General features: G+C 43.7%; 22 protein-coding genes. All 22 read left to right on the top strand.

Features of this window, described 5'->3' with window-relative positions:
• Positions 1–205 precede the first annotated feature (205 nt).
• The 22 genes from BN3910_RS05350 (at position 206) to BN3910_RS05250 (ending at position 18,555) form a co-directional block, all read left to right on the top strand.
• On the top strand, positions 206–526 hold the full coding sequence (locus BN3910_RS05350) for an ArsR/SmtB family transcription factor (protein WP_066925052.1): 321 nt from the start codon (positions 206–208) through the stop codon (positions 524–526).
• Positions 527–624: 98 nt separating this feature from the next.
• Positions 625–1,665, top strand: a complete 1,041-nt coding sequence (gene arsB, locus BN3910_RS05345) for an ACR3 family arsenite efflux transporter (protein WP_066925050.1) — start codon at positions 625–627, stop codon at positions 1,663–1,665.
• Positions 1,666–1,697: 32 nt separating this feature from the next.
• Positions 1,698–2,663, top strand: a complete 966-nt coding sequence (locus tag BN3910_RS05340) for a permease (RefSeq protein ID WP_454184745.1) — start codon at positions 1,698–1,700, stop codon at positions 2,661–2,663.
• 120 nt (positions 2,664–2,783) lie between these two features.
• Positions 2,784–3,011: a thioredoxin family protein gene (locus BN3910_RS05335; protein WP_066925047.1), complete on the top strand. Its 228-nt coding sequence runs from the start codon at positions 2,784–2,786 to the stop codon at positions 3,009–3,011.
• 100 nt (positions 3,012–3,111) lie between these two features.
• A complete protein-coding gene (locus BN3910_RS07795; protein WP_066925045.1) occupies positions 3,112–3,507 on the top strand; it encodes a winged helix-turn-helix transcriptional regulator in 396 nt (131 codons plus the stop codon).
• A gap of 641 nt (positions 3,508–4,148) precedes the next feature.
• A complete protein-coding gene (locus BN3910_RS05325; RefSeq protein ID WP_066925043.1) occupies positions 4,149–4,427 on the top strand; it encodes a type II toxin-antitoxin system RelB/DinJ family antitoxin in 279 nt (92 codons plus the stop codon).
• On the top strand, positions 4,420–4,698 hold the full coding sequence (locus BN3910_RS05320) for a type II toxin-antitoxin system RelE/ParE family toxin (RefSeq protein ID WP_066925041.1): 279 nt from the start codon (positions 4,420–4,422) through the stop codon (positions 4,696–4,698). The genes BN3910_RS05325 and BN3910_RS05320 overlap by 8 nt, the downstream gene beginning before the upstream one ends.
• Positions 4,699–4,836: 138 nt before the next feature.
• Positions 4,837–5,427 carry a TetR/AcrR family transcriptional regulator gene (locus BN3910_RS05315; protein ID WP_187367692.1) on the top strand — a complete coding sequence of 197 codons (591 nt, stop codon included), beginning with the start codon at positions 4,837–4,839 and terminating at the stop codon, positions 5,425–5,427.
• A gap of 85 nt (positions 5,428–5,512) precedes the next feature.
• Entirely contained in the window at positions 5,513–7,252 is a 1,740-nt protein-coding gene (locus BN3910_RS05310) for an ABC transporter ATP-binding protein (protein WP_066925037.1), read from the top strand.
• Positions 7,252–8,973: an ABC transporter ATP-binding protein gene (locus BN3910_RS05305; RefSeq protein ID WP_066925035.1), complete on the top strand. Its 1,722-nt coding sequence runs from the start codon at positions 7,252–7,254 to the stop codon at positions 8,971–8,973. The genes BN3910_RS05310 and BN3910_RS05305 overlap by 1 nt, the downstream gene beginning before the upstream one ends.
• A gap of 888 nt (positions 8,974–9,861) precedes the next feature.
• Positions 9,862–11,160, top strand: a complete 1,299-nt coding sequence (locus tag BN3910_RS05300; RefSeq protein WP_066925033.1) for an ATP-binding protein — start codon at positions 9,862–9,864, stop codon at positions 11,158–11,160.
• A gap of 204 nt (positions 11,161–11,364) precedes the next feature.
• Positions 11,365–11,901, top strand: a complete 537-nt coding sequence (locus BN3910_RS05295; protein ID WP_066925031.1) for an LOG family protein — start codon at positions 11,365–11,367, stop codon at positions 11,899–11,901.
• Between the two features lie 35 nt (positions 11,902–11,936).
• Positions 11,937–12,254 (top strand): hypothetical protein, encoded by a 318-nt coding sequence (locus BN3910_RS05290; RefSeq protein WP_066925029.1) that lies wholly within the window; start codon positions 11,937–11,939, stop codon positions 12,252–12,254.
• Positions 12,255–12,290: 36 nt separating this feature from the next.
• The gene (locus tag BN3910_RS07790; protein ID WP_156469878.1) at positions 12,291–12,464 is read left to right on the top strand and encodes a hypothetical protein; all 174 of its coding nucleotides are present in this window, start codon (positions 12,291–12,293) and stop codon (positions 12,462–12,464) included.
• Positions 12,465–12,755: 291 nt separating this feature from the next.
• Positions 12,756–14,288 carry a YcxB family protein gene (locus tag BN3910_RS05285; protein ID WP_066925027.1) on the top strand — a complete coding sequence of 511 codons (1,533 nt, stop codon included), beginning with the start codon at positions 12,756–12,758 and terminating at the stop codon, positions 14,286–14,288.
• Between the two features lie 45 nt (positions 14,289–14,333).
• Positions 14,334–15,071: a carbon-nitrogen hydrolase family protein gene (locus BN3910_RS05280; protein ID WP_066925025.1), complete on the top strand. Its 738-nt coding sequence runs from the start codon at positions 14,334–14,336 to the stop codon at positions 15,069–15,071.
• Positions 15,072–15,295: 224 nt separating this feature from the next.
• The gene (locus BN3910_RS05275; RefSeq protein ID WP_082790321.1) at positions 15,296–15,613 is read left to right on the top strand and encodes a hypothetical protein; all 318 of its coding nucleotides are present in this window, start codon (positions 15,296–15,298) and stop codon (positions 15,611–15,613) included.
• Positions 15,614–15,719: 106 nt separating this feature from the next.
• Positions 15,720–15,962 carry a prevent-host-death protein gene (locus tag BN3910_RS05270; protein WP_066925023.1) on the top strand — a complete coding sequence of 81 codons (243 nt, stop codon included), beginning with the start codon at positions 15,720–15,722 and terminating at the stop codon, positions 15,960–15,962.
• An 85-nt stretch (positions 15,963–16,047) separates the two neighbouring features.
• Positions 16,048–16,350: a type II toxin-antitoxin system death-on-curing family toxin gene (locus BN3910_RS05265; RefSeq protein WP_197457228.1), complete on the top strand. Its 303-nt coding sequence runs from the start codon at positions 16,048–16,050 to the stop codon at positions 16,348–16,350.
• 25 nt (positions 16,351–16,375) lie between these two features.
• Complete coding sequence (locus BN3910_RS05260; protein ID WP_066925021.1) at positions 16,376–17,050, top strand: DNA alkylation repair protein; 675 nt, start codon at positions 16,376–16,378, stop codon at positions 17,048–17,050.
• Positions 17,051–17,685: 635 nt separating this feature from the next.
• The gene (locus BN3910_RS05255; RefSeq protein ID WP_066926243.1) at positions 17,686–18,210 is read left to right on the top strand and encodes a methyltransferase family protein; all 525 of its coding nucleotides are present in this window, start codon (positions 17,686–17,688) and stop codon (positions 18,208–18,210) included.
• A gap of 123 nt (positions 18,211–18,333) precedes the next feature.
• Positions 18,334–18,555 carry a hypothetical protein gene (locus BN3910_RS05250; protein ID WP_231862188.1) on the top strand — a complete coding sequence of 74 codons (222 nt, stop codon included), beginning with the start codon at positions 18,334–18,336 and terminating at the stop codon, positions 18,553–18,555.
• Positions 18,556–18,718 lie beyond the last annotated feature (163 nt).

Raw genomic sequence — 18,718 nt, 5'->3', positions numbered from 1 at the left:
TGTGAGAGTTGCATTGCCCTGATAGATGTCGCTATATTCAGTCGCCGAGTTAGATGTTTTGGGGGTGGCTGTGAGATAGATGTCGGGAAAAAGGCTCCCACACTGCCATCAGAGGTGGGGAGATTTTTGAAACAATATTATATTCATGCATTGACAACTGTAAATGTGATGAATATAATATGTACATCTCTCGGAGGTGAAAATCATGGGATGCAGAGAAGATGTAAAAAGAATAAAGGCGCTGACAAATGAGAACCGTCTTTTGATCATGCTTGCGCTCCAGCATGGGAAGAAGTGCGGATGTGATCTTCTGGAGGAACTGAATATCACGCAGTCGACTCTTTCGCATCACATGAAAATTCTTGCAGACAGCGGTCTTGTTGATTACTACAAAGAGGGAAGATGGATGTACTACTCCATTTCCGCAGACGGGGTTAAAGAGTTCCGGAAAATGATCGGTTCCTACGCAAGATGTGACTGCGAACTAGACGCCAGCGTATCCTGCGGATGCAAGGAAAAGAAGTAATCGATAGCGATTATTCAGGGGCAGTCCTTTGGGATTGCCTATATAAAGACCACAAACATTGATACATTTGAATGTATCGAACTAATGGAGGCGAAGTAATGAGCAATCAAAGTAAAGGCATTAATACATTTCAGCGGTATCTTTCTGTGTGGGTACTAATCTGCATGGCTATAGGCGTACTGATTGGGCATTTTGTCCCGGCAATTCCTGCCACAATTGGTAAATTTCAGATTTCCGGCATTTCGATTCCGATCGCTGTTCTCATTTGGGTCATGATCTACCCTATGATGATGAAAGTGGATTTTCAAAGCGTAAAACAGATTGGGAAAAACCCGAAAGGGCTTCTGGTCACGTGGGTGACGAACTGGCTGATCAAGCCCTTCACTATGTACGCCATCGCATATCTGTTTTTGTTTGTCGTATTCAAAGCCTTCATATCTCCGGGACTGGCAAAGGAATATCTTGCCGGAGCCGTGCTTTTAGGCGCTGCTCCATGCACGGCGATGGTGTTTGTGTGGAGTGAGCTTACAAAAGGAAATCCTGCTTATACGGTCGTACAGGTGGCGACAAATGACCTTATCATCCTTGTGGCTTTTGTTCCGATCGTAAAATTTCTTTTAGGCGTTTCTAATGTAGTTGTTCCCTACGGCACGCTGTTCGTCAGCATATTTCTGTTTGTCGTGATTCCGCTTGCAGGCGGCATCCTGACTAGGTTGTTGGTCGTGAAGCAAAGAGGCGCTGATTATTTTGAAAGTACGTTTATCCACAAGTTCGACAACGCGACAACGATAGGACTGCTGTTGACGCTGGTTATTATATTCAGTTCACAGGCAGAGGTGATTCTTTCCAATCCGCTTCATATTGTTTTAATAGCGGTACCGCTGACTATTCAGACTTTTTTGATATTCTTTATTGCTTACGGAGCAAGCAAGCTGCTGAAATTACCGCATGATATTGCGGCTCCTGCCGGGATGGTCGGCGCATCAAATTTTTTTGAACTTGCGGTCGCTGTGGCGATTGCGCTATTTGGCGCGACAAGCCCTGCGGCTCTCGCAACCACAGTAGGCGTTTTAACGGAGGTGCCCGTCATGCTCCTGCTTGTGCGAATAGCAAATAAAACGAAAGCGAGGTTTGCGTAATGTGGACTTTTATTCAGGATCAGGTCCTTGGGATGAAGTGGCTGAATGCACTGATCGGGAGGCTGCTGACAGCAGTAGGGCTTGATGTCAATACGAGAATCGGCGGAAGCGTGCAATTCTTTTTTTATGACGTAATCAAGATAACCGTGCTGCTCTGTGTTCTGATATTTCTGATCTCTTATATCCAGAGCTTTTTTCCACCGGAGCGTAGCCGAAAGATTATGGGCAGGTTTCATGGGGTTGGTGCGAACATTGTCGGAGCTTTGTTGGGCACGGTAACACCTTTCTGCTCTTGCTCTTCCATTCCAATCTTCATGGGTTTTACGAGCGCAGGACTTCCGCTTGGAGTGACATTCTCGTTTCTGATTTCCTCTCCGATGGTAGATCTGGGCAGCCTTGTTCTGCTGATGAGCATTTTCGGCCTGAAAATCGCTATCGCCTATGTGATTTTGGGATTAGTAATCGCAGTGATAGGCGGGACGCTGATCGAGAAGTTTAACATGGAGGATCAGATCGCAGACTTCATCCGAAACAGCAATAGCAGCGTGAATATTGACGCTCCGGATTTAACGGTAAGGGATCGTTTGGTTTATGCAAAGGATCAGGTCACTTCAACGTTTAAGAAGGTGTTCCCCTACATCCTGATCGGGGTTGGCATCGGTGCTCTCATCCACAATTGGATACCGGAGAGTTGGATTCAGACTATTCTTGGGAGCAGTAATCCCTTCGGTGTTATTCTTGCGACGGTCATAGGGGTTCCAATGTACGCGGATATTTTTGGAACAATACCGGTGGCCGAGGCGCTTTTGGCAAAAGGAGCCTTGCTTGGTACGATTCTCAGCTTTATGATGGCAGTTACCACACTCAGCCTTCCTTCTCTCATCATGCTGAAAAAGGCGATTAAACCAAAGCTGCTTGGAACGTTTATAGCCATCTGTACAGTGGGTATCATTCTTGTCGGATATGGCTTCAATGCCATTGCGCACCTACTGGTTTGATGAAGCTTTTATCAAGACAATTCGAGAAACACACACGAAAATTGCAGAGCTTTCACAATATCGGACACAATAATTTACGTATACAGTTAAAACATTTTTCGCTAAAGGAGGATAAGAAAGATGAATATTAAGGTTTTAGGCGGTGGCTGTAAAAGTTGCGAGGCACTTTTGAAGTCCGCAAAAGAGGCGGTAGCAAACAAGGGCATCCATGCTGAGATTGAGTACATCACCGACATGGAAAAAATCATGGGATATGGGGTGATGAGTATGCCTGCCCTTATGATTGATGATAAAATTGTCTCTGCTGGAAAAGTGCTGAAGGCAAAGGATGTAGAGAAACTATTATAAACCAAAAAAGATAAGGCTCCTCACTACGGATTAAGTTCAGTAGTTGGGAGCCTTGTTTCTGCCTCATGATCAGGTGATAAAAGTAGAAAAAGGCGATCAAATGGTGCAGATTGCCGGATTAGATGATCCTGACTTTACAGACAGATACTCTGCGCTTCAACAAAGTATGCTGCAAACAAAGCGAAATCAGATGAACGTATTAGAGAAGTATTGCATATTGTTGTCTCCTCGTCCGGAGAGATTTGAGGCTTCTGGAGTTGGCACTACTAGGGGCACTAGTGCCAACATGAAGGAGCTTGATCCATTCTTGACAGATACGCAACAGGCCGTTTTATTGGAACCGGTCAGAAGACCGAAAGCAACCTACAATGGATTGGCTGCCGAGATTGGCGTTTCTAGAAGAACAGTGTCTCGTGCGATTGCTGCTTTAGTCGATAGGGAATACATTGAGAGAGTAGGCAATAACATATCTGGATTTTGGGAAATCATACGATGAGTTAAAGTAGTTTTTCAGATGATAGGGCTTTTAGGGTTTTAAATGAAATCGTAAAAGCCATTTTTGATTTGAAAAACACCTAGAATTGTTACGAAATACTTGTACAAAATCAGAATAAACATTTGAATGGAAAAAATAAAAACTAATTTCAAAATATGTCCGTTATGGAATTATTTCTAAATAGATTGAACTAGATGATCCTTTAGTTATGGACAGATTCCGACATACAAGGCTTTCAGGTTTGAGGCGGTTGAATTTTCCAAAGAAAGAGAATTCGTGATTAAAAAGTGCAGAAAGAAGAAAAGAAGATGATTGGGGCAATCATAGGAGACATTGTGGGATCGAAATTTGAATTTCAGCCCATCAAGTCCAAGAAGTTCCTTAGGGGCTTATGGAAGTTCCTTTTCACAGTGGTTAGTGATAAAGAATCCTGAGCCTCATAATAGCTGGGGAAATGGCTCCGTCATGAGAGTTTCCGCCTGCGAAGTGGTTCGACCGTTCCTTGGTGGAAAGGCGTCTGAGATTTGACCCGTTCCTCAAAAGACATATAAAACGGCGTGTTATATGCCTATTACGCATATATCTATTGATTTTTTGCCTTTTTACGATTATGATATTCATGAAAGGCAGGTGATTGATTCATGGCGAAAGTAAGTACAAATATTAACCTTGATCCGGTTCTTAAGAAAGAGTCTCAAGCTTTATTTAAAGATCTCGGAATGGATCTCACAACGGCAGTCACCATTTTTCTAAGACAATCTGTCAGGGAGCAGGCGATTCCGTTCGCCATTAAGCGTGATGTGCCGAACGATGAAACCGTTGCGGCACTTGATGAGTACTACGATATGAAAGCAAATCCTCAAAACTACAAGCGCTACGATTCTTTTTCGGATGCACTAAACGAGGTGCTCAATGCTTAAAGTCGTCCTATCCAACCGCTTCAAGAAAGATTTGAAGCTTGCCAAAAGAAGAGGACTGGATCTTCGCATGCTCAAGGATGTAGTGGATTTGCTGGCGCAAGAAAAACCGCTTCCTGAGAGCAACAAGGATCACGCCTTAACCGGCAAGTATGCTGCATTTCGAGAATGCCATATCAAGCCGGACTGGTTGCTTATTTATCGCGTGGAAGAGGAGGCACTAGAACTCATGCTCTTTAGAACAGGTTCTCATGCCGATCTCTTTCATCTCTAAAGCCACTCCTTGCGGGGTGGCTTTAATTGCGAAAAGATATTTTCGCATTAGAGTCTCCATCCTGTTGACAGGATAAAAACTAAGAGTTAGCATTAGCTAACGAAATAGACGGAACCGTCGATGGAGGAAATGATGCGAGTGATTAAATCCAAAAGTGAGCGTAAAAAGGAAATTATGGAAGCGGCTAAGTCTGTCTTCTTAGAAAAAGGCTTTGAAAAAACCACCATGGAAGATATCATCGCAGAAACCTCCCTTTCCAAGGGCGGTTTCTACCACTACTATGCCTCTACCACCGATATCCTTCACGACCTCATGATTGAAGGTATCGCCTACCGCATTAACATCATAAAGCAGACGGTCGGTCAAGCCTCTGCATGGGACGACGAAAGTGTAGTCAATATGATGGTGGATAAGGTTTTGGATGAAAGCGACCTCATGAGCCTTTATGTTATCTATCTTCAGGCCTCCCAGAGAAACCAGACTCTGAGGGATCTTTTTCAGGAATTGAAGAAGGATAACCGTGCTATGTTTGAAGAAAGTTTTGGAACGGAATCGCAAAAAGGTATGGAATATTTCTATTCCGACCTCCTGCTCCATTTCATGAACACCATTATGTTGGGATCAGAAATATTAGGTGCCCGGGAAATCTTCCGTAAAAATCGGCCGCTTTTTGTGGCTATGATGAAGCTTGCTTTGGACTATATGCGGGAGGGTAAGATGGTTCCCTAAAAATTTTTGCCCAATTGTTAGCATGAGCTAACTAATAAATCGTTTTTTGATGGCGTATTTGAGCCTAACGAGAAAGGAGTTTTCTATGTCTGTTTACAAAAGATTGAAACCCTACGTGCCCGACATGGGAGGCATTCTCATCTTGGCCTTCTTACTTATTATCGGATCTTCTGTTGCCCTCATTGCCGAGTACCAGGCGATTTACTTATTTTTAGAAAAGATTTTGGTTGCATCCGGCCTGGAGGGCCTGACCCATTTGGTCACGATTCTTTGCCTTTGTGCCCTAGCCTACACCGTAATTTACTTTATCGGTTGCATGGCCACCCATCGGATCGCCTTCCGCCTGGAGGCAAACTTAAAAAAAGCCGGCATGGATGCCCTTTTGGAGGCCCCCTCGGCCTTTTTTGACAAGTATCCGTCCGGGAAAATCCGCAAGATGCTGGATGACAATACAGCCTTAACCCACACAAGCGTGGCCCATCTCTTGCCGGATTTGGCCGCGGCCTTCTTTGTCCCCCTCTTTGGCCTCGTTTTGGCCGGCATGATCGACTGGCGGCTCTGCGTCTTTATGGTTTTGACCATCGTTGTCGGGGGCTTTATTGGCAGCAAGATGATGGGGGAATCCGCCTTCATGGGCGAATATATGCAGGCTCAGGAGGCTATGGGAGCGCATGCGGTGGAATATGTTCGCAATATGGGTGTGGTCAAGATTTTTAATGCCAACGTCAAGTCCATGAAGAATTTTTATGATTCCATTGCCAGCTATGGAGAAAAGGTGTTGGCCTACAGCATGTCATGCCGCGTTCCCTACGTGACCTTCCAAACCTTTTTTAACGCCGTTTACCTTTTGCTCATCCCCTTGGCTTTCTTTTTCCTGGCGCGGGGGGAAGATCCCGAACTCTACCTGACCAAAGCCATCTTCTATGTCCTCTTTTGCGACATAATTTTCGTGGCCTTCATGAAGATTATGTATGTGGGCATGCATTCCTACTTGGCCTCATCCTCCATTGATAAGATCGAAAGCCTGATTCAGGAAATGCAGACCGGCAAGCTGGCCTCCGGCTCCGTTAACCAAGCTGTGGATGGTGCTATCGACTTCAAGCATGTCTCTTTTGCCTATGAAAAAGACAAGGTTTTAGATGACTTGAGCTTTCATCTGGATGGGGGAAAGACCTACGCCTTGGTTGGCTCTTCCGGCGGAGGCAAGTCCACCTTGGCTAAGCTCATTGCCGGCTTCTATCCGGTTCAGGAGGGGGAAATCCTCATTGGTGGCAGGGATCTGTCGGATTATTCGGAATTTGCTAGAACTCAGATGCTGGCCATGGTCTTTCAAAATGCCAAACTCTTTAAGACCACGATCTACGACAATGTCAAAATCGGCAATCCGGCGGCTTCTTGGGATGAAGTCATGGAAGCCATGAAGCTGGCACGCTGTGAAGAAATTTTGGACAAGTTCCCTGACCGAGAAAAGACCCGGATCGGCTCCAAGGGCGTCCACCTGTCCGGGGGTGAGATCCAGCGCATCGCCATCGCCCGAGCCATCCTGAAAAATGCCCCCATCATCATTCTGGATGAAGCTTCGGCAGCAGCCGACCCGGAAAATGAATATGAAATCCAGCAGGCCTTCAGCAATCTTATGAAGGGAAAAACCGTTATCATGATTGCCCACCGGCTCTCTTCCATCCGCCAGGCGGATGAAATTCTGGTCGTGGATGAAGGTAAGATTATCGAGCGCGGTAGCCACCGGGCTTTAATGGAAAAAAATGGGCGTTATGCCTATCTGCAGGGCCTTTATGCCCAAGCCAATGACTGGAGGGTAGCCTGATGAAACGTAAATTACAAGAAACTTTTGCCCTTACGGAAAAAGGGGCGAGGGGCATGATACGAGCATCGATCGCTTCCTTTTGTGTAAACATTACCTACATGGCGGCTATGATGACCTTTTTTGCCTTTGCTAAGGACCTTTTGGCGGATGGAAAGCTAAGCCATCCGGCCTTTTATCTCGTGGCCATGGCCGTAATCGTGGTTCTCATGTATTTGGCCTTGGATTTTGAGTATCGGGCCACCTACAACACGACCTACGCGGAATCCCGGGACATGCGTATTGCCATTGCCGACACCATGAAAGAACTCCCCTTGGGCTATTTTGCCAAACATGACTTGTCCGACCTGGCCCAGACCATGATGCAGGATGTGTTGGATATGGAGCACGCTTTTTCCCATGCGGTACCCCAGGCTATCGGAGCGGGGATCTTTTTAGTCATCATGCTCATCATGATTTTAATCAGCCATTTTTGGATTGGCCTGGCCATTCTTATCCCCACGGCAGTTGGCCTTACCATTATCTTGCTTTCCAAACGCTATCAAAAAAGCTTTGTGAAAAAGTTCTTTGACCAAAGCCGAAAAAATGTGGAAATTATCCAAGATGCCATCGAAATGCAGCAAGAAATTCGCTCCTACAATCTGGTGAGCAAGAAAAGACGGGAAATTCACCAGGTCATACGGGCAGCCGAAAAAATGCACATGCAAGCCGAAGTGGGCCAGGGCATCCCGGTCATGTCGGCCACAACCATTGTCAAATTCGCGGTAGCCAGTACGATCCTGACGGTGGCCTATTTTATGCTCAAGGGCCAGATGACGGCCCTCTATGCCATTGGCTATATGATTGCCGCCACCCGCCTGACCTCCGCCATGGAAGGCGTCAGCATGAACATCGCTGAACTCTTCCACATCGATGTTCGGGTAGATCGTATCAAGGAACTCAAAAACACACCGGTTCAAAAGGGACGGGAAGTGGAACTGAAAAACTTTGATATCGAAGTGAAGGACCTCTCCTTTGCTTATGGAAAAAATCCGGTTTTGAATGGGGTAAATTTCTCGGCCAAGCAGGGAGAAGTAACGGCCTTGGTTGGACCTTCCGGGTCGGGCAAAACCACCATGATTCGTCTCCTCTCACGCCTCTACGATGTTGACCGGGGAGAAATTACCATTGGCGGTCATTCCCTAAAAGACATCGCTCCGGACTGCCTTTATCGGCAGATTTCGATGGTTTTTCAGGATGTGACCCTCTTTAATGGAACGGTCATGGAAAATATCCGCATTGGCCGCAAAGACGCCAGTGATGAAGAAGTCATGGAAGCGGCTAGGAAGGCCCACTGCGATGACTTTATCGTAAAACTTCCCGAGGGCTACCAAACCTTGATCGGCGAGAACGGCAGCAAGCTTTCAGGCGGTGAAAGGCAAAGACTATCCATCGCCCGGGCCTTCTTAAAGGATGCACCCATCCTCCTCCTGGACGAAATTTCCGCTTCCCTAGATGTGGAAAATGAGATGGCCATTCAAAAGAGTTTGAATACATTGATGAAAAACAAGACCGTGGTCATCATCTCCCATCGGATGAAGTCGATTGAAAATGTGAATCAAATTGTCGTCTTTGAAGACGGCCGGGTGAATGGCATAGGTCGTCATGAGGAACTCATGACCCGCTCCCAGCTTTATCGGAACTTGGTGGAGAAGTCGAGTTTGACGGAAGCGTATGTTTATTAGTTTGATGTATAGTAATAAGTAGTTGCACATGTGACGTAAAAAAATTCTGTATATGAGGCTGATGAATATGACTTTGAAGAAGAAACTGACGAACATAAAAAAGCCTGTGAAATAATCGATGCTTGGGGGACAACTGATGGGCCTTAGGAAGAAAAATTGATCCAAAGTGCCAAGTCAGAGGGCTTAATGGATCAGGACGAGGAACACCCACATTCCTTTTCGCTACAGGCAGATAAAGACTGATGTCCATGGGATGGAAATGATCAAACATCTTATGGATGTAGACACTTCGTTCATGAAAAAGGACGATTCTTATTCACCGCGATCCTGCAAACTATAGGAATGAACCTTCCCGCTTTTGCAGGGTAATTTCACTGTGTTTGGCCTGGGGAAAGAAAAATATGTGCGAAGATTATGAGAAAATTATTGAAGAGGCTGCCTGTTAGTACTATGACTTGTTCGGTCATACAGTTATGGCCCATGATATTTTCGGTTGAACCGATGACTTCAATGGTATTTTCTTGAAGCATGTGGAAACTATCTGTTTGATGTCAAGAAAATGAGATGATAGGTTGTAAAACCGTTGAAATCAATGGTTTTTAGGATTTCAAATGAAATCGTAAAAGCCATTTTTGATTTGAAAAACACCTAGAATGGTGTACTATCACAATTAACAGTACCCGACACACTCGTAATACGGTGTTAGTCGGGTCTTTTGATTGCAAAAAATGCCCCACCACTGAATGAAAAAGGCCAAAATCAATTTCAAAATATTTCCGTTATGGAATTATTTCTAAATAGATTGAACTAGATGACCCTACGCGGTACAATATATTTAGATTAAATTCCGAAACGGAAATAATTCTAAATAGACAGGGGTGTCAGCGTATGGAAATAAAGCGTGATTGTTATTTAGATAAATTAATACGAAAAAAAGACAATGGGTTCATTAAGATTATTACCGGAATAAGAAGGAGCGGAAAATCGTTTTTGCTTAATAATCTATTTTATGATCATTTGACCCAAAGCGGCGTTGATGAAAACCATATTATAAAATTTGCCTTTGATTCAGGAAGGGATTTATTAAAAATTGGCGAAGATTTAATGGATTTAGATGTACTAAGCGGTGAAAGATTGGTAGATCCTAAAAAGTTTTTAGACTATATCATGAGCAAAACGAATGATAGAGAAAAATTTTATATCCTTTTAGATGAGGTCCAATTGCTTAAATCTTTTGAGCAAGTCTTAAATGGATTTTTGCGTCAAGAGAATTTTGATGTTTATGTTACGGGAAGTAATTCCAGATTCTTATCTAAAGATGTCATCACTGAATTCGCAGGTAGAGGTGATGAAATCCATGTTATGCCTTTCGTTTTTTCTGAATTTGTTCAAACTTTTCATGGGGATAAAGAAGATGCTTTTGCAGAATATCAAGTATATGGAGGCTTACCGGCTGGGGTTTTAATGAAAAGCGATGAAGATAAGATGAATTATCTAAAGGGGCAACTCGAAAATGTATATTTGCGAGATATTGTTCAAAGGTACGACATACGCTTAACTGCTGAACTGGAAGACTTACTCAACATTTTAGCATCCGGTATTTCAAGTCTTACGAATCCAAGTAAAATAGCTTCAACGTTTAAGTCCATAAAGAAATCTAAAATTTCTGCAAATACAATTGATAAGTTCATTGGCTACTTTGAAGACTCGTTTATGTTAAAAAGAGTATATAGATATGATGTTAAAGGGAGAAAATATATAGGCACGCCTTATAAAATATACTTTGAAGATGTAGGGCTTAGAAATGCAAGACTAAATTTTAGGCAGATAGAACCAACCCATCTAATGGAAAATATTATTTATAACGAATTAAGATATCGTGGCTATATGGTTGATGTAGGAGTGGTCATGAAAAGGGAAAATGTTAATAATAGAGATATAAAGAAACAGCTGGAGGTTGATTTCATCGCCAACCTTGGAAGTAAAAGATATTATGTTCAATCTGCATATAGTCTTCCATCCATCGAAAAAATAAATCAAGAAAAAGCGTCCTTGTTAAATATTGATGACTCATTTAAGAAAATTATTATCGTGAGAGATCGAATAAAACCGTTTTTAGATGAAAATGGAATACTCACTATTAATCTCTTTGACTTTTTGTTAAACAAGGAAAGTTTAGATTTATAAGGAATAGCCTAACTCATCCGTGGTACTTATGGCAGCTCCTTTTCAAAGTGGTTAGAGACAAAGAATCCGTAGCCTTTTAATAGCTGGGGAAAAGGAGCTCTTCGAAAGTTGGTGGCTTTCGGCGAACGGAAAAGAGAGAGAACAGGGAAAACACCTATTATTTTAGAATAAAATAGCTTCCCAGAATTTTTCGGAGGAAATTTCATGAATATTACCGTTTATCTTGGTGCAAACGAAGGAAATGATCCATGCTTACGAAAAGCCGTTGAGGAATTGGGAGCATGGATCGGAAATAGCGGACATGCACTGATCTATGGTGGTTCCAAATCGGGACTGATGGGGATCCTTGCGGATAGTGTTTTGAGGGCCGGAGGTGAGGTAACCGGAGTTGAGCCACAGTTTTTTATCGAAAACGAATTGCAGCATGAGGGCTTAACCCAGTTAATCGTGACCAAAGATATGTCGGAGCGCAAAAACAAAATGATTGCGTTAGGCGATGCATTTATTGCCTTCCCCGGTGGCACGGGAACATTGGAAGAGATGGCCGAGGTGATGTCGAAGGTATCCTTGAAACAACTGCATGCACCCTGCGTTCTCTATAACCTGAACGGGTACTACGATGGTTTGAAAGCCCTGCTGCATCATATGATTGAAAAAGGCTTGTCCTCAAAAGAGCGACAGGAGGGAATCTATTTTGCCGAGAATCTTGACGAGATCAAACGAATTTTGAAATGGGCATAAATTCTTATTGATAAGGAAAGAATGGGAAAAGGGAAATGAATTTCCAGAAAGCAAGTGAAACGGATTTTCGTATGATTCAAAAGTTTTACTGGGATGTAACGGATCATATTCACGAGAATAAAACAAAAAATGAAAAACTCGGGTGGGAGAAAGGCGTATATCCATTGGAGGCGTATATTCAAAGCAGCATTTCCAAGGGGCTGTATACGTTGACCGAAAATGATGTTTTATATGTCTGCGTAATCTTGGACAGTAACCAAAGTGAAGGATATGAGGGATGCTCTTGGAGCATTCTCTTTGATAACAGCGAAGTCCTAATACCTCATTCTCTTGCGGTTAATCCGGTGTTTTAACGAGAAGGTCTCGGTAAAATCGTCGTAGAAAATATTGTGAAGGTAGCGAAGAAGGTGAAGAAAAAGACGGTTCGGCTGGATGTTCTCTATGCCTGTAAAGCAGCAGCAGACCTCTATACCCGCTGTGGATTTGATTTTGTCGAAGTCAAAGAGTTGTATTATGACGACACCGGGTGGACAGCGTGTAAACTGTTTGAACGGATTCTGTGAAGACCATCGTCTTGCACTTTATCAGGGTCACCGCGCCCTGGCTGAAGTCGCAATTCGTCGTTTGCCAGGGACGGCTAACCCTGACTGGAACTGGAATTCACCATTTATCAGGGTCGCCGCCCCTGACTGAAGTCAAAACTGATCATTTACCAGGGACGGTGCACTGGATTCCTATTGATGCACCGGATAGGGATTGCTTGAGATAAATCCCTTAGTTTAGGATAGAATTCTCTTAACGAGCGATTCAAATTTTTGTTTGGCGCTTTATATATGCGAACAGGGGAAGGCGAAATGTCGGAGTCATTGACGAAAGAAAAACAGAACCGGATTCCTAAGGATCGAATTTCCATGGATGGAGAAAAACCACTCTATTGTGCATCGTATGTTCAGACATGGGAAAACTATCGCAGGATGAACGAGGAATTATACCGGCAAAAGGTCCGGCAACTGGCAGCGTCAATCTTTGCCATGATAACCGTTGTTGGAACGGTCTTTATGGCCGCGGATAACCTACAGGTCTTCGGATGGATCAGCTATGGTGTTGCCATTCTATTTCTTGTTGCGATTCCTCTTGTCTGGAGATACCGGCTCCGCGCTCAATTTCGGAGTGCCCATATAGAGAGCGACAACGAATGGGCGTATGCCTTCTATACAGATTTGTTTACGCTGAATTCCAAAAACACGACAACCGTGCGCAACTACGCGGATCTGTACCGCATTATTGAAGGTGTGGAATATATTTATCTGCTACGGGAAAAGAATCATGCGCTTCCGGTTCCGCGCGATCATGGAGAGCGTGACAAACTGCTTCTGCGCCGGGGAATGAAACAGGATAGAAATAAAACTACACCGATCCTTTGCCGGCTTTATGTACTCAGCGGGATTCTGACGGCATTTTTCGGGATGACTGTGGGACGCCTTCCGAACCAATGGCTGCTGCAGACCTGGGTCTTTGCACTCTGCGCGGCGATGCCGATTGTCTGGATGCTCACGACCGTTCTGACCGGCATTTCCTGGAATCGGTATTCCATTCCTTCTATCCGGAAGAAAGGCGGGAGAATTGCACTTCGCGTTCTTTCCGTGCTGCTTTGTGGCATTCTTTTCCTGAGCCTTGGCTTTTTGGACTTTCTATTTCTACTTTTCCGCTATCCGGTGAAACAAAATGAGAATGGAACCTACACCGAGCACGTGGATGATCCGTATTCGTCTTTTGAATATTATCTCTATGAGCCCGAAGGACCGTTTTTCTTGCGCTATCTTCGCCCCATGACGGATGCAAAAGATACGAATCCGAACATTAGTGAATCCGAGTGGTATCAAGGATGGGGCAGTGACAGCAGTGCAGAGACCGGGTCGGATACCGCAGGATCCGTAAATGGGGGAACGCAAGGGGAACACACCAGCGATTCGGAAAATCCGGGAAGCGAAGAAAATTCGGGTAGACCGCATTCTGTCGGCCCGAATTCCGAAGCAGAGCGAAACCGAAACGGAGCGCTGAAGATATTTGATGTGTATTTTGCAGCGAAAGGCTCTACCTTCCGTGAGAACTATACGGCCAAAGGAAATATGTTCTTTATCCTGCAGGAAAGTGATGCAGACATTACGTACTTGCAATATGATCGGGATTCGCAGAATGGACGCTGTGGCCTTTATGTTTTGTGGAAGGCTTCAAAGTCTCCGGATGGAAGCTGGTCGCCCAATGATGCGCAGATGCAGAACACCTATGCCTTTGAATACCGGACAGGGGCCATTGCCGAGAGCGGTAAGACGGACTGGTCCGACACGGGAAGCGAAGAGTACCGGACACTTACGGGAGAACCGTGAGAAAATCGAAAATCTCGGTCAGCAGCTTATTGATAAGGAGTTTAGATGAGATTTGTACTTGCCGCCGTCGGCTTCGTGAATGAAGATACAGAGCACAACAAAAAAAGAATTATAGACAGCATGGCTAAATATGCCGGCAGAGCCGATATGGTAATCTTTGGAGAAGCTTTTCTTCAGGGCTTTTATGGTGTAAATTTTGAGCCTGACCACGATAAAGATATAGCGGTAGAGAAAGACTCCGCCCTTATTTCCGACATATGTTTTGCGGCAAAAAAGAATTCGATAGGAGTATCTTTCGGCTTTATAGAAACAGAGGAGGGATTTTTCTACAGCTCGCAGATGACGATAGATAAAATGGGGAATGTAATCGACCTGTATCGAAGAGTTTCTCCGGGCTGGAAAGAAAAGACAGCAGGTGACTTCTATCGAGAGGGGCAGAATTTCCATAGTTTTGAATATTTGGGCAAAAGAATAGCGGTCGCCTTATGCGGTGACCTCTGGTATGAGGAAAATGTTCAAGAAATAAAAAAATTAAAGCCTGACTTTGTCTGGTGGCCGGTCTATACGGACTATAATTTTCAGGATTGGAACACTTCCATTAAGTTTGCGTATGTAGACCAGGCTGCTAAAGTCGGAAGGCCTGTCCTCTATGTGAATTCCGTTTGTCTTGACAAGGCGGATGAGCAGGAGATTGCAAAGGGCGGCGCTTCGTATTTTGAAAATAGGAGAATAATTGTAGAGACCCCGGCAGGACTTGAAAGTGAACTACCGGTAGAATTGTGAATTAAATGATAAGCCTGCTCCGTTTCCGGATCCGGAAATTTTTCGTGACTCCGCTTTAATACAAGGTATATTCAAGGGTCGGGTCGTGGCGGCGAAGGATGTATGAAAGCAGGTTTGATATTAATTTGCCTTAAAGAAAATGAGGTAGGGAAGACTTTATAATAGAATAAAGCATAGAAGACGAAAAATCAGTTTCATAAATTAGAAGTTGAAAGGGCACTGGCATGATGGAAAAAGTAAAAAAGAACATGGTTTTCTATTTACTGTTGCTGATAGGATTTTATATCATTCCTTCGTTTATGAAAGACACAGGAAGTGCCATGATTGTTATGTTAGTACTTATTCCCCTACTATGTTTAATAACTTCTGTTTTTTATGGAATTAGAAATGGGCTTGATTTTTGGTATATTTTGAGTGTAGCAATTCTGTTTATCCCATCGATATTTATATTTTATAACGCAAGCGCATGGGTTTATGCCGTGGGATATACAGTTATTGCATTGTTTGGAAATTTAATAGCATTACCATTAAGAAAACGATAAGTCTTGATTTGCCGATCTGATGCATTTTAACGATAACTCCGGCATAGAAAATAGGATTGTAAAATCCTACAATACAGCCTATAATCAAGAAAAAAGGAGGCTTTCAATGAAGGTAAATACAAAGACCATGGTGTCCATTACGGAAGCGAATCAGAATTTTTCTAAGGTGGCTCGGCTGGTAGATCAATATGGTTCCGCATTAATTTTAAAAAATAATAAACCACGGTATATTATTACCGAATTTTCTCAGGTGGAAGGCATCAAGACGCCTACAGATGACGAGATTCGTTCTGTTTCGGATTACCTTATTAAGCAAAATGCCAAAGTCTATGAGGAATTGGCAAAATGAAGTATCCAAGCAAGGAACAGATTGTATTTCTTCATCAGGAACTCATTCGCACGAGCGGAGGTCTTAATGGTATTCGTGATGAGGGGTGCTGGATTCCGCCGTTTTGTCCCCTCTTCAAAGTTTTGAAGGCCAAGATCTTTATCCCGGCCTTATTGATAAAGCGAGTCGCTTAGCTTTCGGTTTAATCAGCAACCATCCCTTTATCGATGGAAATAAACGAGTAGGAACTCATGCGATGCTATTGCTTTTGTACCTAAATGACATGGAGTTGGCCTATGAGGATGAGGATTTAATTCAAATAATTTTGCGGATAGCGGCAGGTGAAGCGGAAGAAGAGGACCTACATGACTGGATTACAGGGCATATTATCGATGATAAAAGAAAATAATTAAGCCCAACGGAGAATAGAAGAAGTGAATATCACAGAAGAATTATTTGTCTTGCAGGATGTTTCCTATGCTGCTTTTCAGGCAAAATTGACGCCGAATATTCCAAGAGAGCTATTTATTGGGGTTAGAGTTCCGGCAGCCAGAAAGCTTGCCAAAAAGCTTTCCCAGAAACCGGAAGCAGCATCTTTTCTTAGCGATTTGCCGCATACCTATTATGACGAAAATATACTCCACAGCCTCCTCCTTTCGGAAATGAAAGACTATGATGCCTGTGTTGCAGCGGTTGATGCGTTTCTTCCCTACGTAGATAATTGGGCGGTTTGCGATATCTTGTCTCCCAAGATTTTCAAGCAGCATAAAACAGCGCTTTTGGAAAAAATCAAAGAGTGGTCCTCATCGGAAGAAACGTATACTTGTCGCTTTGGCATGGAGATGCTAATGTCTTATTTCCTGGATGAAGATTTTAAGCCTGCCTATCTGGAAATACCTGCTTCGGTTCATCGTGAAGAGTACTATGTTCGCATGATGATGGCGTGGTTCTTTGCAACCGCTTTGGCAAAGCAATGGGGTGCGACCATAGAATATTTGGAAGATCGTCGCCTTGACACATGGACGCATAATAAGACAATACAGAAAGCCCGGGAAAGTAAGCGCATTACCCCGAAACGAAAAGAGTACTTGAAGACGTTGAAACGATAATAAAGTTCAATTTATTGAAGTCGGTCAGTCGGTCGGGTAGCCATCTTGGGTGGCTTACCCTTTTACTATTTGGCGGGGGCACCGCACCCTGGCTGAAGTCGGAATTTATCATTTACCAGGGACACGTACCCTGGCGGAAGTCAAGATTTATCGTTTACCAGGGTCTGCGCCACCCTGAGAGAAGTCAGAATTCACCATTTATCAGGGTAACGTACCCTGGCGGAAGCTAAGAATAGTTATTTACCAGGGCCTCTGTGCCCCTGGCTGAAGTCAGAAATTATGCTTTACCAGGGACGGCGAACCCTGGGAGAAGTTAAAATTCCCCATTTACCAGGGTCACGTACCCTGTCTGGAGCCAAAATACGGCGTTTGTCAGGGCCGAGGCGCCCTATCCTAAGCTAAAACACACCATTTATCAGGGACATTCATGCGATGCTATTGCTTTTGTGCCTTTTGCGAGGACAACAATAATAGAGCACGTAGACATCCATAGCAGAGCAAGAGGAAGAGCATTTTTTGAAGAGCATTTTTTAAAGAGAGTATTGGTTCGTCAGTTTTCCTATATTCTATTGAAATGGAATAAAATCAGACATATTATGTTAGCATCAACTAACAAAAGAAAGCGGGAACAGGCAATGAAAAAATATGACCATTTACCAATTTTCGGGGTAGGGCCTGTGTATGTTGTTTCCATTTTATTGCCGACGCTTGGGGCGGTGCTTTTAAGGGATCATCCTGCATTGGCATCAGGAAAACTAAGCGCTCAGCGAATCCCGCTCATGAGCATTACCGTGCTTTTCATCATTTTGTCTGTGTTTATATGGATACAGGCGGTCATCGTATCAAAACTGGATGAGAATATTAAAAAGAATCATCTCGTGACCTCGGGAGTGTATGCCTGGGCCAGGCATCCGGTTTATTCTGCTTTTATGCTTCTTTGCACCGGAATGCTTTTTATTGTTGGCAATGCTTGGTTTTTCATTCTTCCTTTTGTTTACTGGGGGCTTCTGACGGTGCTTATGAAACATACCGAGGAAAAATGGCTGGAAGAGCGATACGGAAAGGCCTATAAAGAGTATTGCAGACGCGTTAACCGTTGTTGGCCGTGGATGCCGAAAAAATCAGAAAAGAATCGAAGAAGAGGTTCTGAGGATTCATAAAGGTAGACAAGAAAAGAGACCTTTCAAATAAATAGTTATAAAAAAACCGGAGATGCAGAATGCCTTTGACTTATAAAGTCACGGATCTATAAAGTCGTGGCATGCATAGTAAGACTTTTGAGCGTGAAAAAAAACATTCAAATTCCCCCAAGACTTATTTTTATTACGGTGAAAAATGAATGCCTGTATGCTTTTGCGGAGTATTTTGAAAACGCGATGGATAAATACGATGCCCCACATGAGAGGATTGTAGGCGAGGGAATGTGTCACTGCTATTCGTTGCTGCGCTTCTTTAGAGAAGGCAGAGAGGCGCAGGATAAAATGATTGCATTGTTGCAATTCTAAGACAGGTACGCAAAGAAGGGATGGGAAGCCTATGCTTTTACTGGAAACCGTCATTTTGTGTTCTGCATTTTTCGTGTTTTGTTTTTTAGGCACCGGCACGGACGAGAAAAATTTGAGGAATTACATATCCTATCCGGATGCAGTTCAAAAACGAATCCGAAAG

It is taken from the genome of Murdochiella massiliensis (assembly GCF_900059565.1).
Classification (GTDB): Bacteria; Bacillota; Clostridia; order Tissierellales; family Peptoniphilaceae; genus Murdochiella; species Murdochiella massiliensis.
Note: the sequence above shows the minus strand (reverse complement) of the source record. Positions and strands in the feature narration are given on the sequence as shown.